Raw genomic sequence first — 25,669 nt, 5'->3', positions numbered from 1 at the left:
AAGACGCCGATACCGCTGCCGTATCGCGGACATTTACGCTCCCCGGCATGACCCCTCAGCCCAACCCCCAGGCGGGCGCCGCCGTGAAGGCCGCGGACCGCGCGCATGTGTTCCACTCCTGGTCCGCGCAGGAGCTCATCGACCCGCTCGCCGTGGCCGGCGCGGAGGGGTCGTACTTCTGGGACTACGACGGCAGGCGGTATCTGGACTTCACCAGCGGGCTCGTCTACACGAACATCGGCTACCAGCACCCGAAGGTCGTCGCCGCGATCCAGGAGCAGTCCGCGACGATGACGACCTTCGCGCCCGCGTTCGCGATCGAGGCCCGGTCGGAGGCGGCCCGGCTGATCGCCGAGCGGACGCCGGGGGACCTGGACAAGATCTTCTTCACCAACGGTGGCGCCGACGCCGTCGAGCACGCGGTGCGGATGGCTCGGCTGCACACCGGGCGGCCGAAGGTGCTCGCCGCCTACCGCTCGTACCACGGCGGTACACAGCAGGCGATCAATCTCACCGGTGATCCCCGGCGGTGGGCCTCCGACAGCGCGTCCGCCGGTGTCGTGCACTTCTGGGCGCCGTTCCTCTATCGCTCCCGTTTCTACGCGGAGACCGAGGAGCAGGAGTGCGCGCGGGCGCTCGAACACCTGGAGACGACGATCGCCTTCGAGGGGCCGGGCACGGTCGCGGCGATCGTCCTGGAGACCATCCCCGGCACCGCCGGGATCATGGTGCCGCCGCCCGGCTATCTCGCCGGGGTCCGTGAGATCTGCGACAGGTACGGGATCGTCTTCGTCCTCGACGAGGTGATGGCCGGATTCGGGCGCACCGGTGAGTGGTTCGCGGCCGACCTGTTCGACGTCGTACCGGACCTGATGACCTTCGCGAAGGGTGTGAACTCCGGCTATGTGCCGCTCGGCGGGGTCGCCATCTCCGGTGCCATCGCGGACACCTTCGGGAAGCGGCCCTACCCGGGCGGGCTGACGTACTCCGGGCACCCGCTGGCCTGTGCCGCCGCCGTCGCGACGATCAACGTGATGGCCGAGGAGGGGGTCGCGGAGAACGCGAAGCACCTCGGTACGACCGTCGTCGAGCCCGCCCTGCGGGCGCTGGCCGAGCGGCACCCGAGTGTCGGCGAGGTGCGCGGGGTCGGCATGTTCTGGGCGCTGGACCTCGTGAAGAACCGCGAGACGCGCGAGCCGCTGGTGCCGTACAACGCGGCCGGAGCGGACAACGCGGCGATGGCCGCGTTCGGGGCCGCCGCCAAGAAGCAGGGACTGTGGCCGTTCATCAACATGAACCGCACCCATGTCGTGCCGCCGCTGAACGTGTCCGAGGCCGAACTGAAGGAGGGCCTCACCGCTCTCGACACGGCGCTCTCCGTGGCCGACGAGTACACGGAATAAAGATGCCATAAAGGCGGAGGAAGAGGGTCCGCTCGACGGGTGCCCGCAACCGGGCAGAGCGGGAACCCGAACGCGTAAGGTGGCGTGCTCGTAGACATATACGAGTACGCCATCGAACGCGACGAGGGAGACGCTCCGACGATGCCCGGAAGCAGCGGCAACGGCGCCGTGACCCGCAGCACCCTGCGGCAGCAGATCGCCGACGCGCTTCGCGACGAGGTCCTGGCCGGCCGGCTCCAGCCCGGTCAGGAATTCACGGTGAAGGAGATCGCCGAGCAGTACGGCGTCTCCGCGACCCCGGTCCGGGAAGCCCTCGTCGATCTCTCCGCACAGGGCCTCCTGGAGGCCGACCAGCATCGCGGTTTCCGCGTCCACGAGTACTCGGTGGCCGACCACCGGGGCATGATCGAGGCCCGCTCCCTGGTCACCGAGGGCATGTTCCTGGCCCTGGCCGGCGGGCACCGCGTCTTCGACCGGACCGAGGACCCGCGCACGATCGCCGCGCTCGCCGGTGTCCGCCGCCGCGGCGAGGAGGCGCGGCGCGCCGCCGACGCCGGTGACCTCACCGTGCTGATCGGCTACGACCTGCGCTACTGGCGCGAGTTGAGCGCCATGTTCGGCAATCCCTACCTCGGTGACTTCCTGCACCGGCTGCGCGTCCAGTCCTGGGTGTGCACGGTGCAGCATCTGCGCCGGCTGACCGATCTGCGCGGCCGACTGTGGTCCCAGCACACCGAACTGGTCGACGCCCTGGCGCGCCGCGACACTTCGGGCGCGCGCTCGATCGTCCTCGCGTACAACAAGCACTCCCTCGACCTCATCGAGCGGCTGGCCGCCCGGTGACCGGACCGGAAAGGGCCGCTCCGGCCGTGGACGTCAGTGCCCCGAACCCCATAGACCTCGTGGACCTGAGCGTCGTCGTGCCCGCCTACAACGAGGAACAGCGGCTCGGGCCGACGCTCGACGCGATCACCACCTACCTGAGCGACAACGAGAGCCGCTTCGGCGCCTGGGAGATCATCGTCGCCGACGACGGCTCCGACGACGGGACCCGGGAGGTCGTCACCTCCCGCACCGATCCCCGGGTGCGGCTGGTCACCAGCCCCCGCAACCGCGGCAAGGGCCACGCCCTGCGCCTCGGGGTCGCCGACTCGCGCGGACGGCGGGTCCTGGTCACCGACGCCGATCTGGCCGCGCCCATCGAGGAGTTGGAGAAGCTCGACAAGGAGCTGGGCGAGGGGCGCGCGGCGGCGATCGGCTCGCGGGCCGCGCCGGGCGCCACGATCGAGAGCCACCAGCACCCCATCCGTGAACTCCTGGGCCGCGCGGGCAACTTCCTCATACGCAAGGCCGCGGTGCCCGGCATACGCGACACTCAGTGCGGCTTCAAGCTCTTCGAGGGCGACCGCGCCCGCGAGGCCTTCGCCGCCTCCCGGATCAACGGCTGGGGCATCGACGTCGAGGTCCTCCAGCACTTCCGCCGCGCGGACTGGGAGGTCGCCGAGGTCCCGGTGCGCTGGTCCCACCAGTCCGGCTCGAAGGTACGGCCCCTGGACTACGCCCGGGTCCTCACCGAACTCGCCCGCCTCCGCGCCCGCTCCCTGCGCCCGGTCGACGTCCTGGTCACGTTTCTCTTTCTCCTGATGTCAGTGGGCCTCTACTCGGGCCGCTTCTTCGACCCGTCCCACCGCTACCTGGTCGACTCGCTGCAGGACCAGAACCAGTGGGAGTGGTTCTTCGCGGTCACGGCCGACAACGTCGCCCACCTCCACAACCCGTTCTTCTCGAACCTCCAGGGCTTCCCCGACGGCGTGAACCTCATGGCCAACACGGTCATGCTGGGAGTCTCGGTCCCCTTCGCGCCGCTCACCCTGCTGGCCGGTCCCGCCGTCTCGCTCAGCGTCTGCATGGCGCTGGGCCTCGCGGCCACGGCCGCCGCCTGGTACTGGCTGATCGTGAAGCGGGTCGTACGGCAGCGGGCCGCGGCCTTCGTCGGCGCCTCGCTCGCGGCCTTCGCCCCGCCGATGGTCAGCCACGCCAACGCGCACCCGAACTTCGTCATCCTCTTCATGGTCCCGCTGATCATCGACCGCGCCCTGCGCCTGTGCGCGGGCACCCGGGTCGTCCGGGACGGGATCGTGCTGGGCCTGATGACGGCCTACCAGATCTTCCTCGGCGAGGAGCCGCTGCTCCTGGCCTCGATCGGCATGGTCCTGTTCGCGGTCTCGTACGGGGTCCTGCACAGGGAAGTCGTGAAGACGGCCTGGCGCCCGCTCCTCAAGGGCCTGGGCATCGCGGCGGCGGTCTGCGCGCCGATCATCCTGATCCCGCTCTGGTACCAGTTCGCGGGCCCGCAGAGCTACAAGAGCGTCCTGCACGGCGACAACGCGGGCAACAGCCCGCTGGCCCTGCTCTCCTTCGCCGAACGCTCCCTGATCGCCGGCAACGAGGTCCGGGCGGGCTCCCTCTCCCTCAACCCGACCGAGCAGAACGCGTTCTACGGCTGGCCGCTGGTCGCCCTCGCCTTCGCCATCGTCGTACGACTGTGGGAGCACGCCCTCGTCAAGGCGCTCGCGTTCACGGCGGTCGCCGCGGCGATCCTCTCCATGGGCCCCAAGATCCGTATCCCGCTCACGAACACGGTCTACCCCGGCCCCTGGGCGCTGCTCGCCCACAAGCCGCTCTTCGAGTCGGTGATCGAGGGCCGGGTGGCGATGATCTGCGCCCCCGCGCTGGGCATGCTGGTGGCGATCGCGGTCGAGCGCCTGGCGGCGACACGGCAGATCGGCACGCAGTACGTCGGCCTGCTCGCCGTGTGCATGGCCCTGATCCCGATCATCCCGGCCCCGCTGAAGGCTGTGGACCGCGCCGCCGTACCCGCCTTCTTCACCGACGGCACCTACAAGTCGTACGTCCGCGCAGGCGAATCCCTCGTCCCGCTCCCCCTCGCCGACCCGGGCGCCGCGGAACCCCTGCACTGGCAGACAGCCGCCGACCTCGGCTTCAAGATGCCGGGCGGCTACTACAACGGCCCCTACGGCGAGGACCGCGTCGGCATCTACGGCGCCTCGCCCCGCTACACCTCCAACATGCTGCGGGACGTGCGCTACACCGGCGTCATCCCCACCATCGGCAAGAACTGGCAGGCGCAGGCCAAGGCGGACTTCGCGTACTGGCACGCGGGCGCCCTGGTGGTCGCGCCGCAGCCCAACGACGACAAGCTCCGCACCGCTGTGGAAAAGCTGGTCGGCAAACCCGGTAAGTGGGTGGACGGCGTGTGGGTATGGGACCTGCACGAGGGAAGCTGACCCGGGCCGAACCGACTACGCTTCCCCCTACTTCTTTTCTGTGACCGAGTGACCGAGTGACTGATCGAGGAGCCTCTTTTGGCCTGTGACCTGTGGCTGGTCCCGCTCGTCGACGTGTTGTGCCACACCCCCGACAATCCCTTCGCCGACGAACTCGCGCTCTACAACTCGTTGCTGGCCGAGGCGGGGCTGCCTCCGGTGCCGGTGTACCAGTACATGCCGGGTCTGTCCGGCGAGGTCGCCCCGGTGGCGGGCTTCGACTACGACGCGCTGCACTTCCTGCGCCGGGCCTACCTGCTCCAGGTCTGCGGCCTCCCGGTCACGCCGGTGGACGAACTGGGCGGCGACTACGAGCAACTCCTCGAAATGTTCGAGACCACAGCCCAGCAGTCCCACCTGGTCTGGCACTACGACCACGCGGGCGCCTATGTCCCGGTCGACTTCCCGCACCCGCTGGCCAACGACGAACTCCTCGCCGGCGGCGGCCCGTTGGGCTCGTCCCAGGCCCTCCTCCGCGAGCTGGAGTTCGTGGCGTCGACGATCGGCATCGACCCGGCGAACCCACCGACGCCTCCGCAACCCCCCTCCGCTCCCACGGAGTTGGAGGAACCGGCCGTCCCCGCGCCGTACGACCCGAGCCCCTTCGCGCGCGAGCGGCATGTGTGGCTCGGCCTGCACGCGGCGGCGACCCGGAGCCTGGCCCAGGGCTCGATGATCGTGTTCAGCTAGCGGAGCTTGGAGAGTCCCACACCCACGTCCTCCGCGTTCATCACCGGGGTGTAGGTGATCTCGGCACCCAGATTCAGGAAGAACGGCTCACTGATCGACGGGATGTCGGAGGGGTCCTTCAGATCGAAGACCAGGAACGCGGTGCGCTTGCCACCGTCCGCGGTGAAGTACGCCGCCTCGGGCTTGATCTGCGCCATGGACTCCTCCATCAACTTCCCGAGGGTCCCATTACGGATCGCTTCGTTCCCCTTCTCGGTGTCCATGCACGCCTTCAACAACATGCGCATCGCACTCACCTTCTCGTTCGGGGAGTTTCATAATATGCCCGATATGGGAGTTATGTTCACTCCTGCCCGAAGAGCAGCCGCAGGCCCCACCACCGCCCAGGAGACACGTCTGTCATCTCCGCGCCTACCGGTCGGCGAGCAACAAGAGCAACAGGGTCAGCAGCAGATACGAGACCCGGACGACGAACGTGGATACGCCGCCACCCGGGGCGTGTTCGGCCCCGGGTGACGGCGTGCGCACAAAGACGTGTCCGGAGTCTAGAAGACCGGCGTCCCGCCCTGCGTCAGCTTCCAGTTGGTCGCCGAGAAGGTCGACGGGTCGATGCTGCCCTTCGCCGTGGCGTAGGCGACCATCAGGTCGCGGACCTGGTTGGTGGAGCTGTAGGCGATCTCCGCGGCGGCGATGTGCGGGTAGCCCGAACCGCCGTTGGCGCGGTAGTTGTTGACGGCGACGACGAAGACCTGGTCGTCGGCGACCGCGGTGCCGTTGTAGGTGAGGTTCTTGATGCGGGAGCCCTCGGCGGCGGCGATGTCGATCTCGTAGTCGACGCCGGCCGCCATGTCGTACATGTAGTCCCAGAAGCTGTTGGCGTTGGTGAGGGTGGCGGTGTCGACCGTCGTGCCCGCCGGGACCTGGTGGTAGTACTTCGCCGCGAACTCCAGGTAGTCCTTGAGCTGGGCGCCGGTGAGCTTCTTGCCGTAGAGGGTGTTCTCGTAGACGTAGAGGCCCGCGACGTCGCGGATCGTCACGTCGCCGGCCGGGATGGTGGCCGTACGGCTGAAGCACGCGGCGACCGAGATCAGCGGGAGTGCGGCGTCAGCCGCCGACAGGCCCGCCTTGACCGCGTCCATCTGCACCTGCTGGATGAAGTCGATGGCGGGGACGTCCTTCCAGCAGGCCTCCGCCGTCGACATCGCGGTCGTGCAGGTACCGATCGCGGTGTTGACGTACTTCACGACCAACTCGTGGTCGGCGGTGAGGAGTTCGGTGATCCGCGGGTCCTCCGCGACCGTGTTGCTGTTGAGGGTCGTGGCCGTCTTGCTGGTGATCTTCCAGCAGCCGCGCTCCAGTACCAGCTCGAAGTCGAAGACGGAGAGGCGGTAGCCGTAGCAGTACGGCTCGGAGAGGAGGACGTCCTCGCCGGTCTCCTCGTTCTTCACCGTGTACGTCGGGACGTCGACGTGGGTGTGGCCGACGAGGATCGCGTCGATGCCGGGGACCTGCTCGGCGACCAGGTTCGACGCGTTCTCCACGTACGGGAGCGAGTCGCCCCAGGAGGTCGAGCCGTCCAGGCCGGAGTGGTCGGTGAGGAACACGACGTCACAGCCGAGCGCGCGCAGCCGGGGCACGTACTTCTTCGCCTGCTCGACAAGACCCGTGAAGGTCATCTTGCCGTTGACGTTGTCCTTGTCCCAGAGGGCGATGCCGGGGTTGGTGAGGCCGAGGATGCCGACCTTGATGTCCGGGGCGCCGGGCACCTTGATGTGCTTGACGGTGTACGGCTCGAAGGCCGGCTTCAGGGTCTTCGCGTCCAGCGCGTTGGCGCCCAGCAGCGGGAACCTGCACTGCTTCTCGAAGGTGCGGACGACCTCGATGCCGTAGTTGAACTCGTGGTTGCCGAGCGCGGCGGCGTCGTAGCGCATCTCGTTCATGGCGATCGCCATGGGGTGCTTGGGGCCGCGCTTGCCGTCCTTGCCCGTGATCGGGTCGACGCTCGCGTAGTACGAGGCGAGGGAGGTGCCCTGGATGATGTCACCGGCGTCGACCAGCAGCACCCGGCCCGCGCCCTTCTCCTTGCGGATGTTCTTCACCAGAGTGGCGATCCGGGCGATGCCGTAGGTGTTGCCCTTGGCGTCCACCGGGGCCGCGTTGGTGTAGTAGTCCCAGTTGAAGACGTGGCTGTGCAGGTCGGTGGTGCCGAGGATGGAGAAGCTCCACGTCCTGGGCGCCTTCGGCGGCTTGCCGTGGCCCTGCTCGGCGGCCTGCGCGCTGCCCGCACCGACGGTTCCCGCGACGGCCACGGCCGCTCCGGTGACGGCGGACTTCTGCACGAACTCACGGCGGTTCATGGGATTGACGGGCATTCAGGGCTCCTGAAAGGGCGCGGAGGGCGATGTGGCATGCGGGGCGCGGCGGGCTACCCGCGTAGATGCTGGCCCGCTCCCGTTACCGGCGTAACCACGGAAAGCCCAAGGGCCGGTCAAGGATTCCCAAGACCGGCCCAAGTGCGACCATCGATCACCGCTCTAGATGAACGAGTTGACCTCGATCGTCTCGGTGCGGCCGGGGCCGACACCGATCGCGGAGATCGGGGCGCCCGACATCTCCTCCAGCGCCTTCACGTACGCCTGCGCGTTCTTCGGGAGGTCGGCGAAGGTCTTGGCCTTCGTGATGTCCTCGCTCCAGCCGGGCAGGTTCTCGTAGATCGGCTTCGCGTGGTGGAAGTCGCTCTGCGAGTACGGCAGTTCCTCGACGCGCTTGCCGTCGATCTCGTAGGCCACGCAGACCGGGATCTGCTCCCAGCCGGTGAGGACGTCGAGCTTGGTGAGGAAGAAGTCGGTCAGGCCGTTGACGCGGGTCGCGTAGCGGGCGATGACCGCGTCGAACCAGCCGCAGCGGCGGTCACGGCCGGTGGTGACACCCCGCTCGCCGCCGATGCGGCGCAGCGCGTCGCCGTCCTCGTCGAAGAGTTCCGTCGGGAAGGGGCCGGAGCCGACCCGGGTCGTGTAGGCCTTCAGGATGCCGATGACCCGGCTGATCTTCGTGGGGCCCACGCCCGCGCCGGTGCAGGCGCCGCCCGCGGTCGGGTTCGACGACGTCACGAAGGGATACGTGCCGTGGTCGATGTCCAGGAGCGTGCCCTGGCCGCCCTCGAAGAGGACCACCTTGTCGTCGTCGAGGGCCTGGTTGAGGATCAGGACGGTGTCGGCGACATACGGCTTGAGGCGGTCCGCGTAGGACAGCAGCTCCTCGACGACCTGCTCGATGGCGATCGCGCGGCGGTTGTAGAGCTTGGTGAGCATCTGGTTCTTGATGTCGAGGGACGCCTCGACCTTCTGCGTCAGGATCGACTCGTCGTAGAGGTCCTGGACCCGGATGCCGACGCGGTTGATCTTGTCCGCGTAGGTCGGGCCGATGCCGCGGCCGGTGGTGCCGATCTTCCGCTTCCCGAGGAAGCGTTCCGTCACCTTGTCCACCGTCACGTTGTAGGGCGTGATGATGTGAGCATTACCGCTGATCAGGAGCTTGGACGTGTCGACGCCGCGCTCGTTCAGCCCGTTCAGCTCGGAGAACAGGACCGACGGGTCGACGACGACACCGTTTCCGATGACCGGAGTGCACTCCGGTGTGAGGATCCCGGAAGGGAGCAGGTGAAGGGCGTACTTCTGATCGCCCACGACTACCGTGTGGCCGGCGTTGTTGCCGCCCTGGTAGCGCACCACATAGTCGACGGACCCACCTAGCAGGTCCGTCGCCTTTCCCTTGCCTTCGTCACCCCACTGAGCACCGAGCAGCACAAGTGCGGGCACGCGCGTACACCCCTTCCGGGCGGGGCATGTCCAAGGTCAGGGGCGTACGCGGCACAGCGTGTGCCTCGTACACCTGCGACCCTCGTCGGTCGCGACCCGTCGGACCGGATGCCCCGGAATAGACGAAGCCCCTGGCGCAATAGCGCAAGGGGCTCTTGCACAAAGATGCTACCCGAGGAAGCGAGGCATGGCCGAGGTGGCGACTTTCGCGACTTCCGATCAGCTCCTGGTCGTCATCGATCCGGTCGCCCGGCGCACCGACGGAGAGTCCGTCCGTATCGCGAAAGACGTGCTCAGCGCGGGTGCGGCGACGAAGGTGTGCATGCCGGAGGGGCCCGAGGAATTCGCCCGGGTCCTGTCCCGGCGGGGTTCGCGCCGGCCCGTGGTGGTGGGCGACGACCGGGCCCTGCTGCGCGCGGTGTCCCTCCTGCACCGTCGGCGGGAGCTGGCCGGATGCGCGCTGTCGATGGTGCCGGTGGGGGGTGCGCTGTCCCTGGCGGGGGCGCTGGGGGTGCCCACGGGCGCGGTGGCGGCGGCGCGGGCGGTGCTCGACGGGGTCGTACGGCGGATGGATCTGCTGGTGGACGACAGCGACGGGGTGGTGCTGGGCGCGCTGCGGATTCCCCCGCTGCTCCTGCGGGAGGCTCCGCCGGAGGAGACGGTGGCGGAACCCTCCGGTGCCGGGCATCTGTGGCTGCGGACGTGCCAGTCACTGGTACGGACCCTGGTGCCCGCGCGCACCTCCCGGGAACCCCTCGCCTCCGCACTGCCCCGGCAGCCCGGTCCGGCGCGGCTACGGGTCGAGGTCGACGGCATGACCCTGGTGGACCTGGACCAGCCGGTGGAGGGCATCTCGGTGACACCGGGGGCGTCGGGCCTGGCCGAGGTGGAGGTACGCCCGGTCTCGGTCGGCGCCGAGGCGTCCCCCCTGTACGCGAGCGGCCGAACCGTGACCGTGTCCGGGACGGATTTCCGCTACCGGGCGGACGCGGTGGTGGCGGGGCCGGTGCGGACGCGGACGTGGGTGGTTCGGGAGGGGGCTTGGGGGCTTACGTTGCCGGGGGGACGGGTGGGGTGAGGGGATGGGGGTTGAGGGTCGGGGTTGCGGCCAGGTGCGGGACCGGCTCCACGACCAGGGTTCGCGACCGGCTCCACGACCGGGACTACGCCAGGGATCGGGCCCTGGATCGGGCCCGGAGAGCGGACCGGAAGCCGGTCAGGGACCGGCGCTACGACCGGGATCGGACCCAGGAATCGGGCCGGGCTGCAACCGGGGAGATCGAGTCCGGAGACCGGGACCACACCTGGGAGGACCGAGCCCGAAGACCGGGACCACACCCGCGACCAAGCACACAGGTCCGAACGAAAGCCGAGCCACGGACCGGAACAACAACCGAAATCCGGCCCAGCCATCGTCGGGCCGGGGCCACACCCCGGGATCGGCCCGGAGTCGGTGACCGAGGAGCGGCTTGAGGGGCTCGCGTTGTCGACGTGAGTCGCCTGGCTCAGCCGCCCTGGCCCGCGCTGCCGACCGGGCCGACCTTCACCGGGGTGCCGGCGCTGTCCGAGACGGGGAGGGAGGCGGCGCCCGGCCAGGCGAGGGTGACCGAGTTCGTCTCGTCGGGCGGGGTCACCACCAGGCCGGTGATGCGGACGCCGGAGCCGCCGGTGTTGTTGATCGGGTAGCTGATGGGGAAGTACGTCGACTTGCCGTTCTTGAGGACGGCCGAGGTCGCCGCCTGGCCGGTGCGCTGCGCGGACGTGGTCCCCGCGTTGGTCTGGAGGTCGACGCCCGCGTACCCGGAGATCGTGCAGTCCTTGCCGCTGTCGTTCGTGAACGTGACCACGACGGTGCCGTCGGTGTCTCCGTCGATGGTGTTGTCCTGCGCGGTGATCTTCAGGTCGGCGGTACGGCACTTGCCGACCTTGGCGTTCGCGTTCGAGCCGGTAGCGGTGCCCGAGCCGCCGGCCGTACCGGACCCGGTCGAACCGCTCGAACCGCTCGAACCGCTCGAACCCGAACTGCCGGTCGCGGACGACGGGGTGGACGTGGAGGTGGAGGTGGAGGTGGACGACGGGTCGCTCTGGCCGCCCGCCGCGTCGTCGTTCCCGCTCTGGCAGGCCGTGAGCGAGAGACCGGCGGCGACGGCCAGGGCGGCGAAGGTGAGCTTGTGCACGCGCATCGTAATTTCCTCAACATCGGTCGGCAGTGAGCGTTTCCGATCTACAGGAGCGACCCGGCCCGGTCGGCCGTTCCACCCGACTGCCTCCCAAGACATGCCTGTTACATGCACCCATCCGTTGGGACAGACCCGTGACCCGACGCGACGCAACCCTGGTTCTCCAGCACGGGTGCGTCCGACTCGTCCTTCAGCGCCACCCCCGTCACCCCCAACTCCCGTGCCCTGCCCATCAGTCCGGCCAGCTTCTCCGCCGCCACCTCGTACGCCAGCCCCAGCGGCGGCCGGATGTTGGAGAGGCAGTTGCGGTCCGCGTCCGTCGTCGCTCCCGGCTTCGGGCGGTACGTCAGATAGGCGCCCAGCGAGTCCGCCGCCGACATCCCCGGACGCTCGCCGACGAGGACCACGACCAGTTCCGCGCCCATCGCCGACGCCACATCGTCGCCGAGCGCCACCCGCGCCTGTTCCGCGAGCACCACCGGCGCTACCCGCCAGTCCGCCGGCAGCAGCGCCGTCGTCGCCCGCACCATCGCCGCCGCGTGCTCGTGCACCGCCCGGCTGGACAGCCCGTCCGCGACCACGAAGACGACGTCCCACTCCCCCACCGGCAGATGCGCCCGGTCGGCGGAATCCAACCGCCGTCCCAGGTCCGGGCGTTGGAGATACGTCAGCCGGTCGGGAGCCGCGCTGCGCACCCGTACCGTCGGCTCTCCCCGCAACGCCCGCGCCACCATGTCCGGTTCGAAGGGCGAGTGGACCGCGTCCCGCGCCGCCGCGTGCGCGGCCTGCAACTCCAGCCGGTGGTGGGTCGGCAGGCCCGATCCCGCCCGCCCCAGACCGATCCTCGCCTGCGTGTGACGGCGCAGGGCGGGCCACAACTCACCTTCACCCAAATGCGAATGACTGATCGTCATGCGGCCAGTTCCCTTCCGATCGCCGTCAGCGGGTGGGCCGTGGCGGACACGTCGTTGATCGCGCCGTCCGCGCCCAGCAGTCCGATCGAGTCGAGCCATGCCTCGAACTCCGGTGCCGGGCGCAGCCCGAGGACCTCGCGGAGGTACAACGCGTCGTGGTACGAGGCGGATTGGTAGTTGAGCATGATGTCGTCGCCGCCCGGTGTGCAGATCACGAAGGACGCGCCGGCCACGCCGAGCATGGTGAGCATGGTCGCGATGTCGTCGTCGTCCGCGTCGGCGTGGTTGGTGTAGCAGATGTCCAGGCCCATCGGCAGGCCGAGCACCTTGCCGCAGAAGTGGTCCTCCAGGGCCGCGCGGAGGATCTGTCGGCCGTCGTAGAGGTACTCGGGGCCGATGAAGCCGACCACGGTGTTCACCAGCAGCGGGTCGTAGCGGCGGGCGACCGCGTACGCGCGCGCCTCGACCGTCTGCTGGTCCACCCCGTGGTGCGCGTCGGCGGAGAGCGCGCTGCCCTGCCCGGTCTCGAAGTACATGACGTTCGAGCCGACGGTGCCCCGGCCCAGCGCCCGCGCCGCCTCGTACGCCTCGTCGAGGAGCCCCAGCGTGACGCCGAAGGAGGCGTTCGCCGCCTGGGTGCCCGCGACGGACTGGAAGACGAGATCGACGGGCGCCCCGCGGGCCATGAGGTCCATGCTCGTGGTGACGTGGGACAGGACGCAGGACTGGGTGGGGATGGCGTAGCGCCGGATCACTCCGTCGAGGAGTTCCAGCAGGTCCCGTACCGCCTTCGGGCTGTCGGTCGCCGGGTTGATGCCGATCACCGCGTCGCCGGAGCCGAGCAGCAGACCGTCCAGCAGGGCCGCGGCGACGCCCGCCGGGTCGTCGGTGGGGTGGTTGGGCTGGAGGCGGGTGGCGAGGCGGCCCGGCAGGCCGATGGTCGACCGGAAGGCCGTCACCACCCGCACCTTCCGCGCGACCGCGACCAGATCCGCGTTCCCCATCAGCTTCGACACCGCCGCCACCATCTCCGGCGTCAACCCGCGCGCGACGGCGGCCAGTTGAGGACTCTCGGCGGTCAGCAGCCACTCCCGGAACCCGCCGACCGACAGACCGGCCACCGGCGCGAACGCCACCGGGTCATGCGTGTCGAGGATCAACCGGGTCACGTCATCGGTCTCGTACGGGATCACCGGCTCGGCGAGAAAGGCCGTCAGCGGTACGTCCGCCAGCGCCCGGCGAGCCGCCACCCGCTCCTGCGCGGACGACGCGGCCAGCCCCGCGAGCCGGTCGCCGGAGCGCTCGGGGCTCGCGGCGGCGAGGAGGCGCGCGAGGGAGCCGAAGCGGTAGCCGTGGCCGCCGAGGGTCGAGGTGTACGTGCTCATGGCGGCGACCGTACGAGGGGCGTGTTGCCCCCAGATTTCGCCAGATTTCTAAAGGTCTGGTTGACAAACATTTAACGCGCCGCAACCCTTGCCCGACTCATACCGCCGACAGAGTTCCGCACCGTAGGACGACCTGAGCAGCAGGAGAGGAGCCATCCGATGGCAGTGGACGAGGGAGTCGCCCCCGCGGCGAACGTAAGCGAGGACGGGGCCGTTCACCGGCTCAAGCCCAACGCCATCGGCCTGCTGGGCGTGGTCTTCATGGCTGTCGCGACCGCCGCCCCGATCACCGCGATGACCGGCAACGTGCCCTTCATGGTCTCGTCCGGCAACGGCATCGGCGCCCCCGCGAGCTACCTGGTCGCAATGGTCGTCCTGGCAATCTTTTCCGTCGGCTTCACCTCGATGGCGAAGCACATCACCTCCACCGGCGCCTTCTACGGCTTCATCTCCTACGGCCTCGGCCGCACCGCCGGACTCGCCTCGGGACTCCTGGCGACCTTCGCGTACGCCGTGTTCGAGCCGGCGCTGATCGGCATCTTCTCGACCTTCGCCACCGGAACGTTCAAGGACCAGACGGGACTTGACATCCCGTGGTGGGTGTTCGCGCTGGTGATGCTGGCCGTCAACGCGACGGGCACGTGGTTCGGCGTCTCGGTCGCGGAGAAGCTGCTGGTCGTACTCCTGGGCACGGAAGTGACCGTCCTCGCCGCGATGGCGATCTCGGTCGCCCTGCACGGCTTCACCTTCGGCCCGGTCAACCCGGTCAACGCCTTCAAGGGCACCTCCGCCGGCCTCGGCCTCTTCTTCGCCTTCTGGTCGTGGGTCGGCTTCGAGTCGACCGCGATGTACGGCGAGGAGTCCCGAGACCCGAAGAAGATCATCCCCAAGGCGACGATGATCTCGGTGCTCGGCGTGGGTGTCTTCTACGTCTTCGTCTCCTGGATGGCGATCATCGGCAACGGCGAGACGGAGGCGGTCGCGGCGGCCTCCTCCGCGAACCCGCTGGCCCTCTTCTTCAACCCCACCGAGCACTACGTCGGCCACTGGGCGGTCGACCTCATGCAGTGGCTGATGATCACCGGCTCGCTGGCCTGCGGCATGGCCTTCCACAACTGCGCCAGCCGCTACATGTACGCCCTGGGCCGTGAGGGCGTCCTCCCCTCTCTCAAGAACACCATCGGCCGCACCCACGCCAAGCACGGTTCCCCGCACATCGCGGGCCTGGTGCAGACCGTGGTCAGCGCGGTCCTGATCGTCGCCTTCTGGCTCACCAGCAAGGACCCGGCCAACGCCCTCTACGTCCTCCTCGCCATCCTCGGCACCATGGCGATCCTGGTCGTGCAGGCGGTCTGCTCCTTCGCGGTGCTGGCCTACTTCCGCAAGAACCACCCCGAGAGCCGCCACTGGTTCCGCACCTTCACCGCCCCGCTGGTCGGCGGCCTCGCGATGCTCGCCGTCGTCGTACTCCTGGTCTCCAACATGAGCGTCGCGGCGGGCGCGGAGTCCGACTCCCTGGTCCTGAAGGCGACTCCGTGGCTGGTCGGCCTGGTCGCGGCGACGGGGATCGGCTACGCGCAGTATCTGAAGCGGCGGGCGCCTGAGCGGTATGCGCTGCTCGGGCGGACGGTGTTGGAGGAGACGAAGGAGCGTTAGCTTTAGGCTGGTTGGGCTGGGGCTGGGGCTGGGAAGGTCGATCGGCCTGGAGTCTTGATGGCCGAGCGGCCGGAGGTGCGCGGATGTCCCCGGAGTTGACGACGCGGGATCGGCGGCGTGAGCTCGCCGAGTTCCTCCGCAGCCGACGCGCGCGCCGCACGCCCGCGGAGGCGGGACTGCCGACCTTCGGGCGGCGGCGCACTCCCGGGCTGCGGCGCGAGGAGGTCGCGACGCTCGCCGGGGTGAGCATCACCTGGTACACGTGGCTGGAGCAGGCGCGCGACATCCGTGTCTCGCGCCAGATCCTCGGAAGTCTGGCCACGGCCCTGGGACTTGACGAGGTCGAGCGCGTCCACCTGTTCCGGCTCGCCGACGAACCACCTCCGGACGGCCCGCCTTCCCGCCCCGAACTACCGCCCCAGTACGAGCTGTTGCTCACCCACCTCGACCCGAACCCGGCCTTCATCGTGAACCCGCGGTTCGACATCCTGGCGTGGAACCGCGGCTGCGAACTCCTCTACGGCGACCTGGGCGCCCTGCCCGCGGCGCGGCGCAACGTCCTGTGGCTCACGTTCACCTCGCCCGAGGTGCGGGAGATGTCCCGGGACTGGGAAGCGGAGGCCGCGCTCACCGTCGCACTGTTCCGCACGCAGGCGAACGAAGGCATCCTGACGCCCGGGATCACCGCCCTCATCGCCGAACTGACTGACGCCAGCCCCGACTTCGCCCGCCTGTGGCGACGCAAGGAGCTGGCGCCGTTCGTGCCCCAGCCCCGTACGATCGACCACCCACTGCTCGGCGAGGTCACCCTCGACTACGTCAAACTGCATGTGGCGAACGACGACAAGACGCTGGTGTCGTATCTGCTGCCACCGGGCTCGGAAGTGGAGAGCCGGTTCCTGAAGTTCGTCGGGAATCCCGGTGCGTGACCGTCAGGCGACGGTGAACCCTCCGTCGACGGGGAGGACCGTGCCCGTCACATAGTCGGCGCCGACGAGATACGCGATCGCGTGCGCGACGTCGTCGGGCCGTCCGATCCGCTTGACCGGGAGGTCGGCCGCCACGGCGGTGAACTGGGCCGCACGCTGTTCCTCCGGCAGGAACGACCACCACGGAGTGTCAACGGCCCCCGGGGCCACGGCATTCACCCGCACCGGAGCCAGTTCGGCGGCGAGCGGGGATACGATCCTCTCGATCGCCCCGTTGACCGCGGCGAGCGCCACGCTGCCGGGCAGGGCGGCCCGCGCAGTGGCCGCGGAGATCATCGTGACCGAGCCGGCGACCTCGGCCTGCTGGATCGCGTACAGGTACGGGAAGAGCTTGCCGTCGAAGGCGCCCCTGATATCGGCAGGGCTCACCTCCGCGAGCGGCCCGAGCCCTAGCGCGCCCGGACTGAACGCCAGCACGAGATGGTCGATCACGCCGAACCGCCTGAAGAACTCCCTCACGTCGGCTTCCGAGGCACCGTCGACCTGTTCGGCACCGGCCACCCGGTCCTTGACCGCCGCCAGCTTTTCGGGGTCCCGCCCGGTCACGATCACCTCGGCACCGCCTGCCGTCAGCCGCTCGGCTGCCGCGAGACCGATCCCGGACGTCCCACCCATGATCACAACGCGCATCGCGTGCGTCTCCGATTCCGTAGGGCTGTGTTGTGCTTGCCCCATCAGCCTCGGGAATCCGGGAACCCCGATCCAGACACGCCTGATGCTGGTGGTCCGGGCACCCCCTTGGGGTGTGTCTGCGGGCTCCGCAGCCACTCGGTGTACCGGCTCTCCGTCCAACGACCGTGACAACGACGACGACCAGGCCCCCCGGCGCCCGTCAGGTGCCCCCGGCCGCGACCTCACCCCGCCCCGAACACCCGCTCCCGATGCACCCGCCACCGCTCCATCATGGCCGCGATCTCACCGTCGACGAACTCGAAGAAGGCGAGGGTCTCGGCCATGCGGCGGCCCGCCGGGGTGTCCGCGCCGAGGCTGGTGACTCCCTCGCTCAGGGCGGTCTCCCACCGCTTGAGGACCGCTTCGCGGTTGGTGAGGGCCTCGTACCACTGGTTGCCCTGGACCCGGTAGCGCTCCCGGCGTGAGCCGGGTTCGCGCTCCCGCGACACCATGTGCTGCTGCGCGAGATAGCGCACTCCGCCGGAGACCGCGGCCGGGCTGATCCGTAGCTGCTCGCCCAGCTCGCCGGAGGTCATCGCGCCCTCGTCGGAGGAGAGCAGCGCGGCGAAGATCCGGGCGGGCATGCGCTGCATCCCGGCCTCGACGAGCTGCGCCGCGAAGGACTCGACGAACTTCGACACGGCCTCCGCGTCCCGCCCACCGGCTGTTTCCGTCATGGGCCCATCCTATCCGGGCTTCACGTACTTCCTTAACTTCACAAATTTCTGAAAGAAGCGTACGTTCTGAACCATGACGAAGGCAATCACGGTCGTCGGGCTCCACAAGTCCTTCGGCCGCACCCACGCCCTCGACGGCCTCGACCTCGCCGTCGAGACCGGTGAGGTGCACGGCTTCCTCGGCCCCAACGGCTCCGGCAAGTCCACGACGATCCGCGTCCTGCTCGGCCTGCTCCGCGCCGACTCGGGCGCCGCCCAGCTCCTGGGCCGCGACCCGTGGACCGACGCCGTCGAACTGCACCGCCGGGTCGCCTACGTCCCCGGTGACGTGACCCTCTGGCGCAACCTCTCCGGGGGCGAAGTCATCGACCTCTACGGCCGGTTGCGCGGCGGACTGGACCCGGCTCGGCGCGCCGATCTCATCGAGCGCTTCGAGCTCGACCCCACCAAGAAGGGCCGCACCTACTCCAAGGGCAACCGGCAGAAGGTCGCCCTCGTCGCCGCGTTCGCCTCCGACGTCGACCTGCTGATCCTGGACGAACCGACCTCGGGCCTCGACCCGTTGATGGAGGAGGTCTTCCAGCGGTGCGTGGAGGAGGAGCGCGATCGGGGCCGGACCATTCTGCTGTCCTCGCACATCCTGAGTGAGGTCGAGGAACTCTGCGACCGGGTCAGCATCATCCGCAACGGCCGTACCGTGGAGACCGGTTCGCTCGCCGACCTGCGCCACCTCACCCGCACCAGCGTGTCCGCCGAACTCACCGGCCCGCCCAACGGGTTGGCTTCCCTCCCCGGCGTGCACGACCTCGACGTCCAGGGCCATCGCGTGCGCCTCCAGGTGGAGACGGACCAACTCAACGCCGTACTGCGCTCGTTGAGCGAGTCGGGCGTACGGTCGCTGACCTCGAAGCCGCCGACCCTGGAGGAACTCTTCCTCCGCCACTACCAAGAGGTGGAAGGGGCGGTGTCCCGATGACCGCCGCCGCCTTCACCGTCCGCACCGGCGGCTCCCGCCAACTCGCCGGCACCGGCGCCCTCTTGAGGTTCAACCTGCGCCGCGACCGGGTGGTGATCCCGGCCTGGGTGGCCGTCACGGGGCTCATGGTGCTGTCGCTCCCCGGTTCGCTGAAGAGCGTGTACTCCACCCCCGCCGAACGCGCCGACATCGCCCGCCAGATGCTCACCAACAGCTCGCTGCGCGCCACCTACGGCCCGGTGTTCAGCGACTCGCTCGGCGGCCTCACCGCGTGGCGCATCGGCGGCTACGCCGCGATCCTCGCCGGAATCATGAGCCTGGTCGTCGTCGTACGGCACACCCGTGACGAGGAGGAGAGCGGCCGGCAGGAACTCGTGTCGTCGGCGATGGTGGGCCGCCGCGCACCCCTGACGGCTGCCCTGTCGACGGCGTTCGTCGCCAACGCCGTACTCGCCCTGCTGATCGCGGGCGGACTCGCCGGGCAGGGTGGGGCAGGCGCGCTGGCGCTCGGGCTCGGCATCGGCGGGGTCGGCATGGTGTTCGCCACGCTCGCGGCGATCGTCGCGCAGTTCACCGACAGCGGCCGGCTCGCGAAGGGCCTGACCGGCGGACTGGTGGGCGTGGCGTTCGTACTGCGCGCGATCGGCGACTCGACGACCAACAACGGTTCCTCCACCTGGACTTGGATCTCCCCGATCGGCTGGCTGGAGAACCTGCGCCCGTTCGCGGCCGAACGCTGGTGGGTGCTCGGCCTGTTCGCCGTGGCGGCCCTCGTACAAGGCCTGGTCGCCTACGAGTTGGCCGGGCGTCGGGACGTGGGCATGAGCTTCCTGCCCGCCCGGCCGGGACCGGCCCACGGACGGCTCGGTACGGCGGGCGCGCTCGCCTGGCGCCTCCAGCGGGGCGCTGTGCTGGGCTGGAGCCTCGGGTTCCTCGCGGCCGGGGTCGCGTTCGGCGGCATCACGAAGGGGGCGGCGGACCTCGTCGGGGACAACGCCAAGACCCGCGAGATCATCGAACGGATGGGCGGCCAGTCCGGCATCGAGGACGCGTTCCTGGCCACGATGGTCGGCATGTTCGGCATGCTCGCCGCGCTCTACGCCGTCTCCTCCGTCCTACGGCTGCACAGCGAGGAGACGGGCGGGCGCGCCGAACCGGTCCTGGCCAACGCGGTGGGCCGGCTGCGCTGGGCGGCCGGCCATCTGACCATCGCCTTCGCCGGCGCGGCCCTGATCATGCTGCTCAGCGGCCTGGGCCTGACTCTCGGCTACGGCGCCGAACCGGGCCCGATCCTCGCCGCCTGCCTGGTCCAGGTCCCGGCGGTCTGGACCCTGGGCGCGCTCGCGGTCCTCCTCCACGGAATCTCACCGCGCCTGTCCCCCGCGTCCTGGGGAGCGGCCGGACTCGCCCTGCTGCTGGGCTGGATCGGCCCCGCGCTGAACCTCCCCCGGACGGTCCTGGACATCTCCCCCTTCGGACATCTCCCGAAGCTGCCGGGCGGCGAGATGGCCTGGGCACCGGTGGTGGTCCTGACGGCGATCGCCGCCGCGCTGGTCGCGGCCGGGCTCGTGGGCCTACGGCGACGCGACCTCACGACCTGACCGGAGGCGGCGGCCCGGGAACCTCCGGCGGCCCGCGCGCGTCCGTCCCGGGCATGGGACAACGTGCGCAGGCCGCCGCAGGATGCCTGACCGCCGTACTGGGCGCGGGACTTGGACTGGCCGTGTGGTCGTACGACGTCCATGGCCGGTTCCAGCGGTTCGAGGCGGCCCCCGACTGGAGCGTCCTGTACGCCGAACTGCCGCTGGCGGTCCTGGGCGGGGTCGCCGTCTCGCTCGCCGCCTGGGTCCTGGTCCAGCGCCTCAGATCTCGACGCTGAGCCCTTCCAACCCCCGGATCACGAAGTTCGGCTTGCGTTCCGGTTCCCGGGCGAGGCGGAGGGTGGGCGCGCGGTCGAGCAACGCGCCCATGGACGCGGCGAGTTCGATACGGGCCAGGGGTGCGCCGATGCAGTAGTGGATGCCCGCGCTGAAGCTGATGTGCGGGTTGTCGGCGCGGGTGAGGTCGAGGCGCTCCGGGGCGGCGAAGACGTCCGGGTCGTGGTTGGCGGAGCCGAACAGCATCGCGATCTCCGCACCCCGGGGCACGGTCGTCCCGTCGATCTCGATCTCGTCCAGCACCCACCGCTCGAAGAGCTGGAGCGGGGTGTCGTAGCGCATCAACTCCTCGACGGCGGAGGGGATCAGGGAGTGGTCCGCACGGAGGGCCGCCAGCTGATCCGGGTTGCGGAACAGCGCCCACCAGCCGTTGACCGTGGCGTTGACGGTCGCCTCATGTCCCGCGTTCAGCAGCAGTACGGCGGTGGAGATCATCTCCTGCTCGGTGAGCCGGTCCTCGTCGTCGTGGGCCAAGATGAGACCGGAGATAAGATCCTCGCCGGGTTCCTTGCGGCGGGCGGCGATCAACTCGCGTAGATACGACGAGAATTCGAGCGACGCGCGGACCGCCTTCGCCGCCGTGTCCTCGGACGGGCTCAGCTCGTACATCCCGCAGATGTCCGCCGACCAGGGGCGGAGAGGGGCACGGTCCGACTCCGGGATGCCCAGCATCTCGGCGATCACCGCGACCGGCAGCGGCTCCGCCACATCCGTCAGCAGATCACCGCCGCCGCGCGCCACCAGCCCGTCCACCAGCTCACCGGCCAACCGGCTGACGTACGGCTTGAGTTGCTCGACCGTGCGCGGGGTGAACGCCTTGGAGACCAGGCGCCGGATGCGGGTGTGGTCCGGGGGCTCCAGGTCCAGCATCCCGTGGTCGTTGAGGGTGTGGAACGGCTCGTGCTCGGGCGGCGGTGCGCTGCGCCCGAAATCCTCATGCGTGAACCGGTGCTGGTACGTCCGCCCGAGCCGGCGGTCGCGCAGCAGCGCCGATACGTCCGCGTGGCGCGGCACCAGCCACTGGTTCGTGGGCTCGAAGTACTGCACACGGCCCCGGGCACGCAACTCGGCGTAGGCGGGGTAGGGGTCGGCGAGGAACGCCGGGTCCCAGGGATCGAAGGCTGCCATGCACGGACGTTATGCCGACGGTCCCCGTCCTGACCAGGGGTGTCTCGACGGTTCGGCCACGGCTTCGGCTTCGGCTTCGGCTTCGGCTTCGGCTTCGGCTTCGGCGAGGGTGGGAACATCTCGGCATGGACACCTCCGACAAGCTCCCGACCTTGAGATCACCGCGATTACGGCCGGGCGACCGGTGCGGATCGTCGCTCCGGCCTGTCCCCCCAGCCGCGAGCATGTCTCCCACGGCGTCGAGGTACTGACGTCCTGGGGGCTTCGGGCCGAGGTGGGTAAGCACGTCTTCGACCAGTGGGGATACATGGCCGGCCGCGACGAGGACCGCGTCTCCGACCTGAACTCCGCGTTCCGCGACCCGGGGGTCCGTGCCGTGTTCGCCGCCATGGGCGGCAAGGGCACCTACCGCATCGTCGACGACCTCGACACCGACGCGCTGCGCCGTGACCCGAAACCCGTGGTCGGCTTCAGCGACATCACGCACCTCCACCTCGCGCTGTGGGCCCGATGCCGCTTGTCCGGCCTGCACGGCCCGTTCCCCAACGCGAGCGACGAATGGTGCGGGCCCTCATCGGCCGAGGCCGTTCGCCGCGCGCTGATGACCACCGATCCCGTCGTCATCCACCGGGACGCCGGTGAAGCGAGTGCGGCGGTCACCGTCGAGGGCACCGCGAGCGGTGTCCTGGTCGGCGGCAACCTCGGCGCGATCCGCACGGAGGCGGGCGCCGGCCTGCCGAGCCTCAGCGGAGCGATCCTCTTCCTCGAACACAAGAGGGGAACAGGGCTGGGCGAGGTCGACCGCGCACTGACCCAACTGACCCGCAGCGGGGCCCTGGACGGGCTGCGCGGGGTCGCGCTCGGCCAGTTCACCGGCTTCGACCAGGATGCAGATGACCCGAGCCTGGGAGGCTGGGGCATCGCCGACGTCCTGCGCGACCGGCTGACCCGCCTGGCCGTTCCCGTCCTCGGCGGCCTCCCAGCCGGCCACGGCCCACACCCGCCGACCATCCCGCTCGGCACGCAGGCCACGATCGACACGGCGGAGGGAACCCTGACGGTTCAGTCGGCGGTCATCTGATCGACGTCACCGGCCTTGATGTGCTCGACGAGGGCGGTGAAGGCGGGGGTGGGGAAGGAGAGGGTGGCTCGGGTGGGGAGCTTGGAGTCGCGGATGGAGGTGCGGGTGGGGAGGGTGGCTATTTCGACGCAGGTGTCGCCGTCGCCGCCGCCCGAATACGTCGACTTACGCCAGTTCATTACGACTCCTTTGTCAGGCAGTGGATGAAATCGCGCGACGCGGCAGGCTCCAGCGACGCCTCTCGCATCCTAAGGAAGAGCGCGCGAAGCTGTTCCAACTGAGCTTCCGCATCGACAAATGCGACGCCGGTAGGAGCATCCCGAAGACCGGTGTCCAAGCGTCGCACCGGACCACCCGCGTACATCATCGAGATTCCGGCACCGCCGAACCCGTGCTGAGCCAAGGGGATGACCCGTACGGTCACGTGCCCCCGCTCGATCTCATCCAGGATGAGGCGAAGTTGGGACGCGGATGTCCGCCGGTCGCCCACGTGGATACGCAGGGCGCACTCATGGATGAGCGTCTCGTAGGGCGTCGGGTCGGCGCTCTCGATCACGGCCCGCCGCATCTGCCGGTGCTCCACCCGAGGAGTCAACTCACTCTCCGGCAGGCCGGGGTGCACGTAGGTGTAAACAGCGCGGGCGTAATCGGCGGTCTGCAACAGGCCCGGAACGTGAGTGATCGCAACCTCGCGCAGGAACGTGGCATGGTGCTCGATCTCCGCCGTGTCCTGGAAAACCGACGGCAGCACTCCCCGGTACTCCTCCCACCAGCCACGGGTGCGATCGGTCGCCATCGCGACGAGCGCGTCGATCAACTCCGCGTCCGTGCAGGCGTAGTGAGCCGCAAGCCGTCGCACCCGCTCCTCGCTGGCCCCGGAGAGGCCCAACTCCACCTGGCTTATCTGAGCCGAGGTCGAATTCAGCAGCTCGGCCACCTCGCGCGCCTTCAGGCCGGCCGCCTCGCGCAGGCGACGCAGCTCGGTGCCCAGGCGAACTTGCCGCGCAGTGGCGTGACTCCTCGGGGCCATGCGCCCTCCTCAACAGCCCATCACTGATGCCTCGTTCGGGCGTCAGACTATGCCAATCGGTTGCGTCAGGAGTAATTACTCCTCTACCGTCGGTGACGCACCGCACACGCTGCGGAAGTGCACCGCTCCGTCCTGCCAGGACGGCTGAGGCAGAGCCACCGCGCGAACTCCCCATCACCTGAACGGAGTTGACCCATGCCCATGCCCGACTGGGAGTACACGCTCCAGATCCCCAACGACCCCCGCGCCGTCACGATCAGCCGCCGCACCCTCCGCCTGATCCTCACGATGCACGGCCTGATCACCCTCGTCGACACCGCCGAGCTTCTCGCGACGGAGCTGGTCTCCAACGCCGTACAACACACGAACGGCACCGCAGCCCTGCGCGTCCGCTGGTCGGCCGGCGTCCTACGCCTCGGCGCATGGGACGCGAACCCCGAACCCCCGGAACCACCACAGCCGTGGGACCAGCTCACCAGCTCGGAGAACGGCCGCGGCCTCGCCCTGGTCCGCGCCTGCGCCGACCAGTGGGGCTGGCAGCCGCACTCCAGGAACGGCAGCCGGGGCAAGTACGTGTGGTGCGAACTGGCGGCGGCGTGAGGCCCACGGGCCGAACCGATCCCCGTACCCACGATCGAGTGATGGCGGAACCATGCGCCGATCTTGCTCCGCACCGAAAGCTAGCGTCCCCACCATGGCTGTCAGCCCGCACCACGAATCCCTGCACCAGGTCTTCCAGCAGGACACCGAACTGCTCGTCACCGCGATGCAGCGGCTCCTCGGCCTCTCCGTCGGACCGGTCCTCGCGATCACTCCGCTCGACACGGCCGTCACCGAGCTGCTCCCCATGGAGAGACGGGTCGACTCACTGTTCCGGCTCGACACGGAGGACAGACGGTACGTGGTCGCCCTGGAGTCCCAGGGCAAGCCTGACCCGGACAAGCGCCGGTCCTGGCCGTACTACCTGGCCTACCTCGGCGAACGCTACGACGCCGACGCCGTGCTGATCGTGCTCACCGACGACTCCGCGACCGAGCGATGGGCTTCCCAGCCGATCTCCTCGGGCTTCTCCTCGCGGCCTTCCCTGATCACCCAGCCACTGGTCCTCGGACCCGCCAGCGTGCCCCTGATCAGCGATGTCGGCGAAGCGGGCGGCGACATCGCCCTGTGGGTGCTGTCCTGCCTCGTCCATGGCCGCGATCCGGCGCACGCTGACATACTGGTCACGCTGGCCCGGGCACTGAATGACATGGACCCCGACGACGCGGTCGTCTACGCAGAGTACGTGGAGGCCGGTCTCACGGGCTCCGTGGCGGTCGAGATCTGGAGGCAACTGATGAGCACGATGGACATCTTCTACCGCTCCGAGGCGGCCCAGAAGGTCCGGGAGGTCGAGCGCGCCGAGATCGTGCTCATGATCCTTGAACGCCGTGGACTGTACGTACCGGACACCCTGCGCCAGCACATCCTCGCCAACCGGGACTACGAACAGCTCGGCGTCTGGCTCGACCGCGCCTTGCAGATCACCGACGCCCAGGACCTCATCGATGACGTCGACGCCTGAGACCGACGAGTCTTACTTCCTCAGAGTCTTCTTCCGCTCCGAGGCGGCCCAGAAAGTCAGGGAGGAAGGCCGCCGGGAAGTCCGCGCCGACGAGCGCGCCCAGACCGTGGTCATGATCCTGGAACGCCGCGGACTCGACGTACCGGACACCCTGCGCCAGCACATCCTCGCCAACCGGGACTAGGAACAACTCGGCGTCTGGCTCGACCGCGCCTGGCAGAT

At 69.5% G+C, this 25,669-nt stretch carries 25 protein-coding genes; 14 read left to right on the top strand and 11 right to left on the bottom strand.

The features are described 5' to 3' along the window. Nucleotides 1–47 precede the first annotated feature (47 nt). The 4 genes from AB0M63_RS13150 (at nt 48) to AB0M63_RS13135 (ending at nt 5,440) form a co-directional block, all read left to right on the top strand. Entirely contained in the window at nt 48–1,403 is a 1,356-nt protein-coding gene (locus tag AB0M63_RS13150) for an aspartate aminotransferase family protein (protein WP_366019412.1), read from the top strand. A gap of 141 nt (nt 1,404–1,544) precedes the next feature. Then, on the top strand, nt 1,545–2,246 hold the full coding sequence (locus AB0M63_RS13145; RefSeq protein WP_355918056.1) for a GntR family transcriptional regulator: 702 nt from the start codon (nt 1,545–1,547) through the stop codon (nt 2,244–2,246). Between the two features lie 26 nt (nt 2,247–2,272). Continuing rightward, a complete protein-coding gene (locus AB0M63_RS13140; protein WP_366019411.1) occupies nt 2,273–4,711 on the top strand; it encodes a dolichyl-phosphate beta-glucosyltransferase in 2,439 nt (812 codons plus the stop codon). Nucleotides 4,712–4,789: 78 nt separating this feature from the next. Further along, nucleotides 4,790–5,440, top strand: coding sequence for a hypothetical protein (locus tag AB0M63_RS13135; protein ID WP_355917904.1), 651 nt, complete (start codon nt 4,790–4,792; stop codon nt 5,438–5,440). On the opposite strand, the gene AB0M63_RS13130 is transcribed toward AB0M63_RS13135, so the two are convergent. The 3 genes from AB0M63_RS13130 to AB0M63_RS13120 all read right to left on the bottom strand — a co-directional run bounded on the left by AB0M63_RS13130 (nt 5,437) and on the right by AB0M63_RS13120 (nt 9,258). Then, entirely contained in the window at nt 5,437–5,727 is a 291-nt protein-coding gene (locus tag AB0M63_RS13130) for a hypothetical protein (protein WP_355917901.1), read from the bottom strand. The genes AB0M63_RS13135 and AB0M63_RS13130 overlap by 4 nt on opposite strands. A 258-nt stretch (nt 5,728–5,985) precedes the next feature. Next, nucleotides 5,986–7,812 carry a 5'-nucleotidase C-terminal domain-containing protein gene (locus tag AB0M63_RS13125; protein ID WP_366019410.1) on the bottom strand — a complete coding sequence of 609 codons (1,827 nt, stop codon included), beginning with the start codon at nt 7,810–7,812 and terminating at the stop codon, nt 5,986–5,988. A 162-nt stretch (nt 7,813–7,974) separates the two neighbouring features. Beyond that, nucleotides 7,975–9,258, bottom strand: a complete 1,284-nt coding sequence (locus tag AB0M63_RS13120) for an adenylosuccinate synthase (RefSeq protein ID WP_355917896.1) — start codon at nt 9,256–9,258, stop codon at nt 7,975–7,977. Between the two features lie 187 nt (nt 9,259–9,445). Between AB0M63_RS13120 and AB0M63_RS13115 the strand changes: the two genes are divergently transcribed. After that, on the top strand, nt 9,446–10,336 hold the full coding sequence (locus AB0M63_RS13115; protein WP_366019409.1) for a diacylglycerol kinase: 891 nt from the start codon (nt 9,446–9,448) through the stop codon (nt 10,334–10,336). Between the two features lie 427 nt (nt 10,337–10,763). Here AB0M63_RS13115 and AB0M63_RS13110 read toward each other — a convergent pair whose 3' ends face one another. The 3 genes from AB0M63_RS13110 to AB0M63_RS13100 all read right to left on the bottom strand — a co-directional run bounded on the left by AB0M63_RS13110 (nt 10,764) and on the right by AB0M63_RS13100 (nt 13,737). Then, nucleotides 10,764–11,441, bottom strand: coding sequence for a DUF4232 domain-containing protein (locus AB0M63_RS13110; protein ID WP_366019408.1), 678 nt, complete (start codon nt 11,439–11,441; stop codon nt 10,764–10,766). 101 nt (nt 11,442–11,542) lie between these two features. After that, nucleotides 11,543–12,352, bottom strand: a complete 810-nt coding sequence (gene eutC / locus AB0M63_RS13105) for an ethanolamine ammonia-lyase subunit EutC (RefSeq protein ID WP_366019407.1) — start codon at nt 12,350–12,352, stop codon at nt 11,543–11,545. Then, nucleotides 12,349–13,737, bottom strand: a complete 1,389-nt coding sequence (locus tag AB0M63_RS13100; RefSeq protein WP_366019406.1) for an ethanolamine ammonia-lyase subunit EutB — start codon at nt 13,735–13,737, stop codon at nt 12,349–12,351. The genes eutC and AB0M63_RS13100 overlap by 4 nt, the downstream gene beginning before the upstream one ends. A 159-nt stretch (nt 13,738–13,896) precedes the next feature. On the opposite strand from AB0M63_RS13100, the gene AB0M63_RS13095 reads away from it, so the two are divergent. Both AB0M63_RS13095 and AB0M63_RS13090 read left to right on the top strand, forming a co-directional pair. Then, nucleotides 13,897–15,393 (top strand): APC family permease, encoded by a 1,497-nt coding sequence (locus AB0M63_RS13095; RefSeq protein WP_366019405.1) that lies wholly within the window; start codon nt 13,897–13,899, stop codon nt 15,391–15,393. An 83-nt stretch (nt 15,394–15,476) separates the two neighbouring features. Then, a complete protein-coding gene (locus AB0M63_RS13090; RefSeq protein ID WP_366019404.1) occupies nt 15,477–16,322 on the top strand; it encodes a helix-turn-helix transcriptional regulator in 846 nt (281 codons plus the stop codon). 3 nt (nt 16,323–16,325) lie between these two features. On the opposite strand, the gene AB0M63_RS13085 is transcribed toward AB0M63_RS13090, so the two are convergent. Together AB0M63_RS13085 and AB0M63_RS13080 are read right to left on the bottom strand one after the other, a co-directional pair. Next, nucleotides 16,326–17,012, bottom strand: coding sequence for an SDR family oxidoreductase (locus AB0M63_RS13085; protein ID WP_366019403.1), 687 nt, complete (start codon nt 17,010–17,012; stop codon nt 16,326–16,328). A 224-nt stretch (nt 17,013–17,236) separates the two neighbouring features. Further along, a complete protein-coding gene (locus AB0M63_RS13080; protein WP_355917874.1) occupies nt 17,237–17,731 on the bottom strand; it encodes a MarR family transcriptional regulator in 495 nt (164 codons plus the stop codon). A 73-nt stretch (nt 17,732–17,804) separates the two neighbouring features. Here AB0M63_RS13080 and AB0M63_RS13075 point away from each other — a divergent pair, with 73 nt between their 5' ends. From AB0M63_RS13075 to AB0M63_RS13065, 3 genes are read left to right on the top strand one after another with little or no spacing between them, the layout of a single operon-like run. Further along, a complete protein-coding gene (locus AB0M63_RS13075) occupies nt 17,805–18,707 on the top strand; it encodes an ABC transporter ATP-binding protein (RefSeq protein ID WP_366019402.1) in 903 nt (300 codons plus the stop codon). After that, the gene (locus AB0M63_RS13070; RefSeq protein ID WP_366019401.1) at nt 18,704–20,308 is read left to right on the top strand and encodes an ABC transporter permease; all 1,605 of its coding nucleotides are present in this window, start codon (nt 18,704–18,706) and stop codon (nt 20,306–20,308) included. Before AB0M63_RS13075 ends, AB0M63_RS13070 begins: the two co-directional genes overlap by 4 nt. A 53-nt stretch (nt 20,309–20,361) precedes the next feature. Continuing rightward, nucleotides 20,362–20,586, top strand: a complete 225-nt coding sequence (locus AB0M63_RS13065; RefSeq protein ID WP_366019400.1) for a hypothetical protein — start codon at nt 20,362–20,364, stop codon at nt 20,584–20,586. Here AB0M63_RS13065 and AB0M63_RS13060 read toward each other — a convergent pair. Continuing rightward, a complete protein-coding gene (locus AB0M63_RS13060) occupies nt 20,570–21,772 on the bottom strand; it encodes a cytochrome P450 (RefSeq protein ID WP_366019399.1) in 1,203 nt (400 codons plus the stop codon). The genes AB0M63_RS13065 and AB0M63_RS13060 overlap by 17 nt on opposite strands. Here AB0M63_RS13060 and AB0M63_RS13055 point away from each other — a divergent pair. Further along, the gene (locus tag AB0M63_RS13055) at nt 21,771–22,853 is read left to right on the top strand and encodes an LD-carboxypeptidase (RefSeq protein WP_366019398.1); all 1,083 of its coding nucleotides are present in this window, start codon (nt 21,771–21,773) and stop codon (nt 22,851–22,853) included. The genes AB0M63_RS13060 and AB0M63_RS13055 overlap by 2 nt on opposite strands. Here AB0M63_RS13055 and AB0M63_RS13050 read toward each other — a convergent pair. Further along, nucleotides 22,835–23,032, bottom strand: coding sequence for a DUF397 domain-containing protein (locus tag AB0M63_RS13050; RefSeq protein ID WP_366019397.1), 198 nt, complete (start codon nt 23,030–23,032; stop codon nt 22,835–22,837). The genes AB0M63_RS13055 and AB0M63_RS13050 overlap by 19 nt on opposite strands. Continuing rightward, the gene (locus AB0M63_RS13045) at nt 23,032–23,883 is read right to left on the bottom strand and encodes a helix-turn-helix transcriptional regulator (RefSeq protein ID WP_366019396.1); all 852 of its coding nucleotides are present in this window, start codon (nt 23,881–23,883) and stop codon (nt 23,032–23,034) included. The genes AB0M63_RS13050 and AB0M63_RS13045 overlap by 1 nt, the downstream gene beginning before the upstream one ends. Before the next feature lie 201 nt (nt 23,884–24,084). Between AB0M63_RS13045 and AB0M63_RS13040 the strand changes: the two genes are divergently transcribed. The 3 genes from AB0M63_RS13040 to AB0M63_RS13030 all read left to right on the top strand — a co-directional run bounded on the left by AB0M63_RS13040 (nt 24,085) and on the right by AB0M63_RS13030 (nt 25,631). After that, complete coding sequence (locus AB0M63_RS13040; protein ID WP_366019490.1) at nt 24,085–24,483, top strand: ATP-binding protein; 399 nt, start codon at nt 24,085–24,087, stop codon at nt 24,481–24,483. A gap of 94 nt (nt 24,484–24,577) precedes the next feature. Further along, nucleotides 24,578–25,447 carry a hypothetical protein gene (locus tag AB0M63_RS13035; RefSeq protein WP_366019395.1) on the top strand — a complete coding sequence of 290 codons (870 nt, stop codon included), beginning with the start codon at nt 24,578–24,580 and terminating at the stop codon, nt 25,445–25,447. Next, entirely contained in the window at nt 25,431–25,631 is a 201-nt protein-coding gene (locus AB0M63_RS13030) for a hypothetical protein (protein WP_366019394.1), read from the top strand. Before AB0M63_RS13035 ends, AB0M63_RS13030 begins: the two co-directional genes overlap by 17 nt. Nucleotides 25,632–25,669 lie beyond the last annotated feature (38 nt).

This window comes from Streptomyces sp. NPDC051576, assembly GCF_040681835.1.
GTDB lineage: Bacteria > Actinomycetota > Actinomycetes > Streptomycetales > Streptomycetaceae > Streptomyces.
The sequence above is the reverse complement of the archived record's forward strand: the minus strand, read 5'-3'. Positions and strand labels throughout refer to the sequence as shown.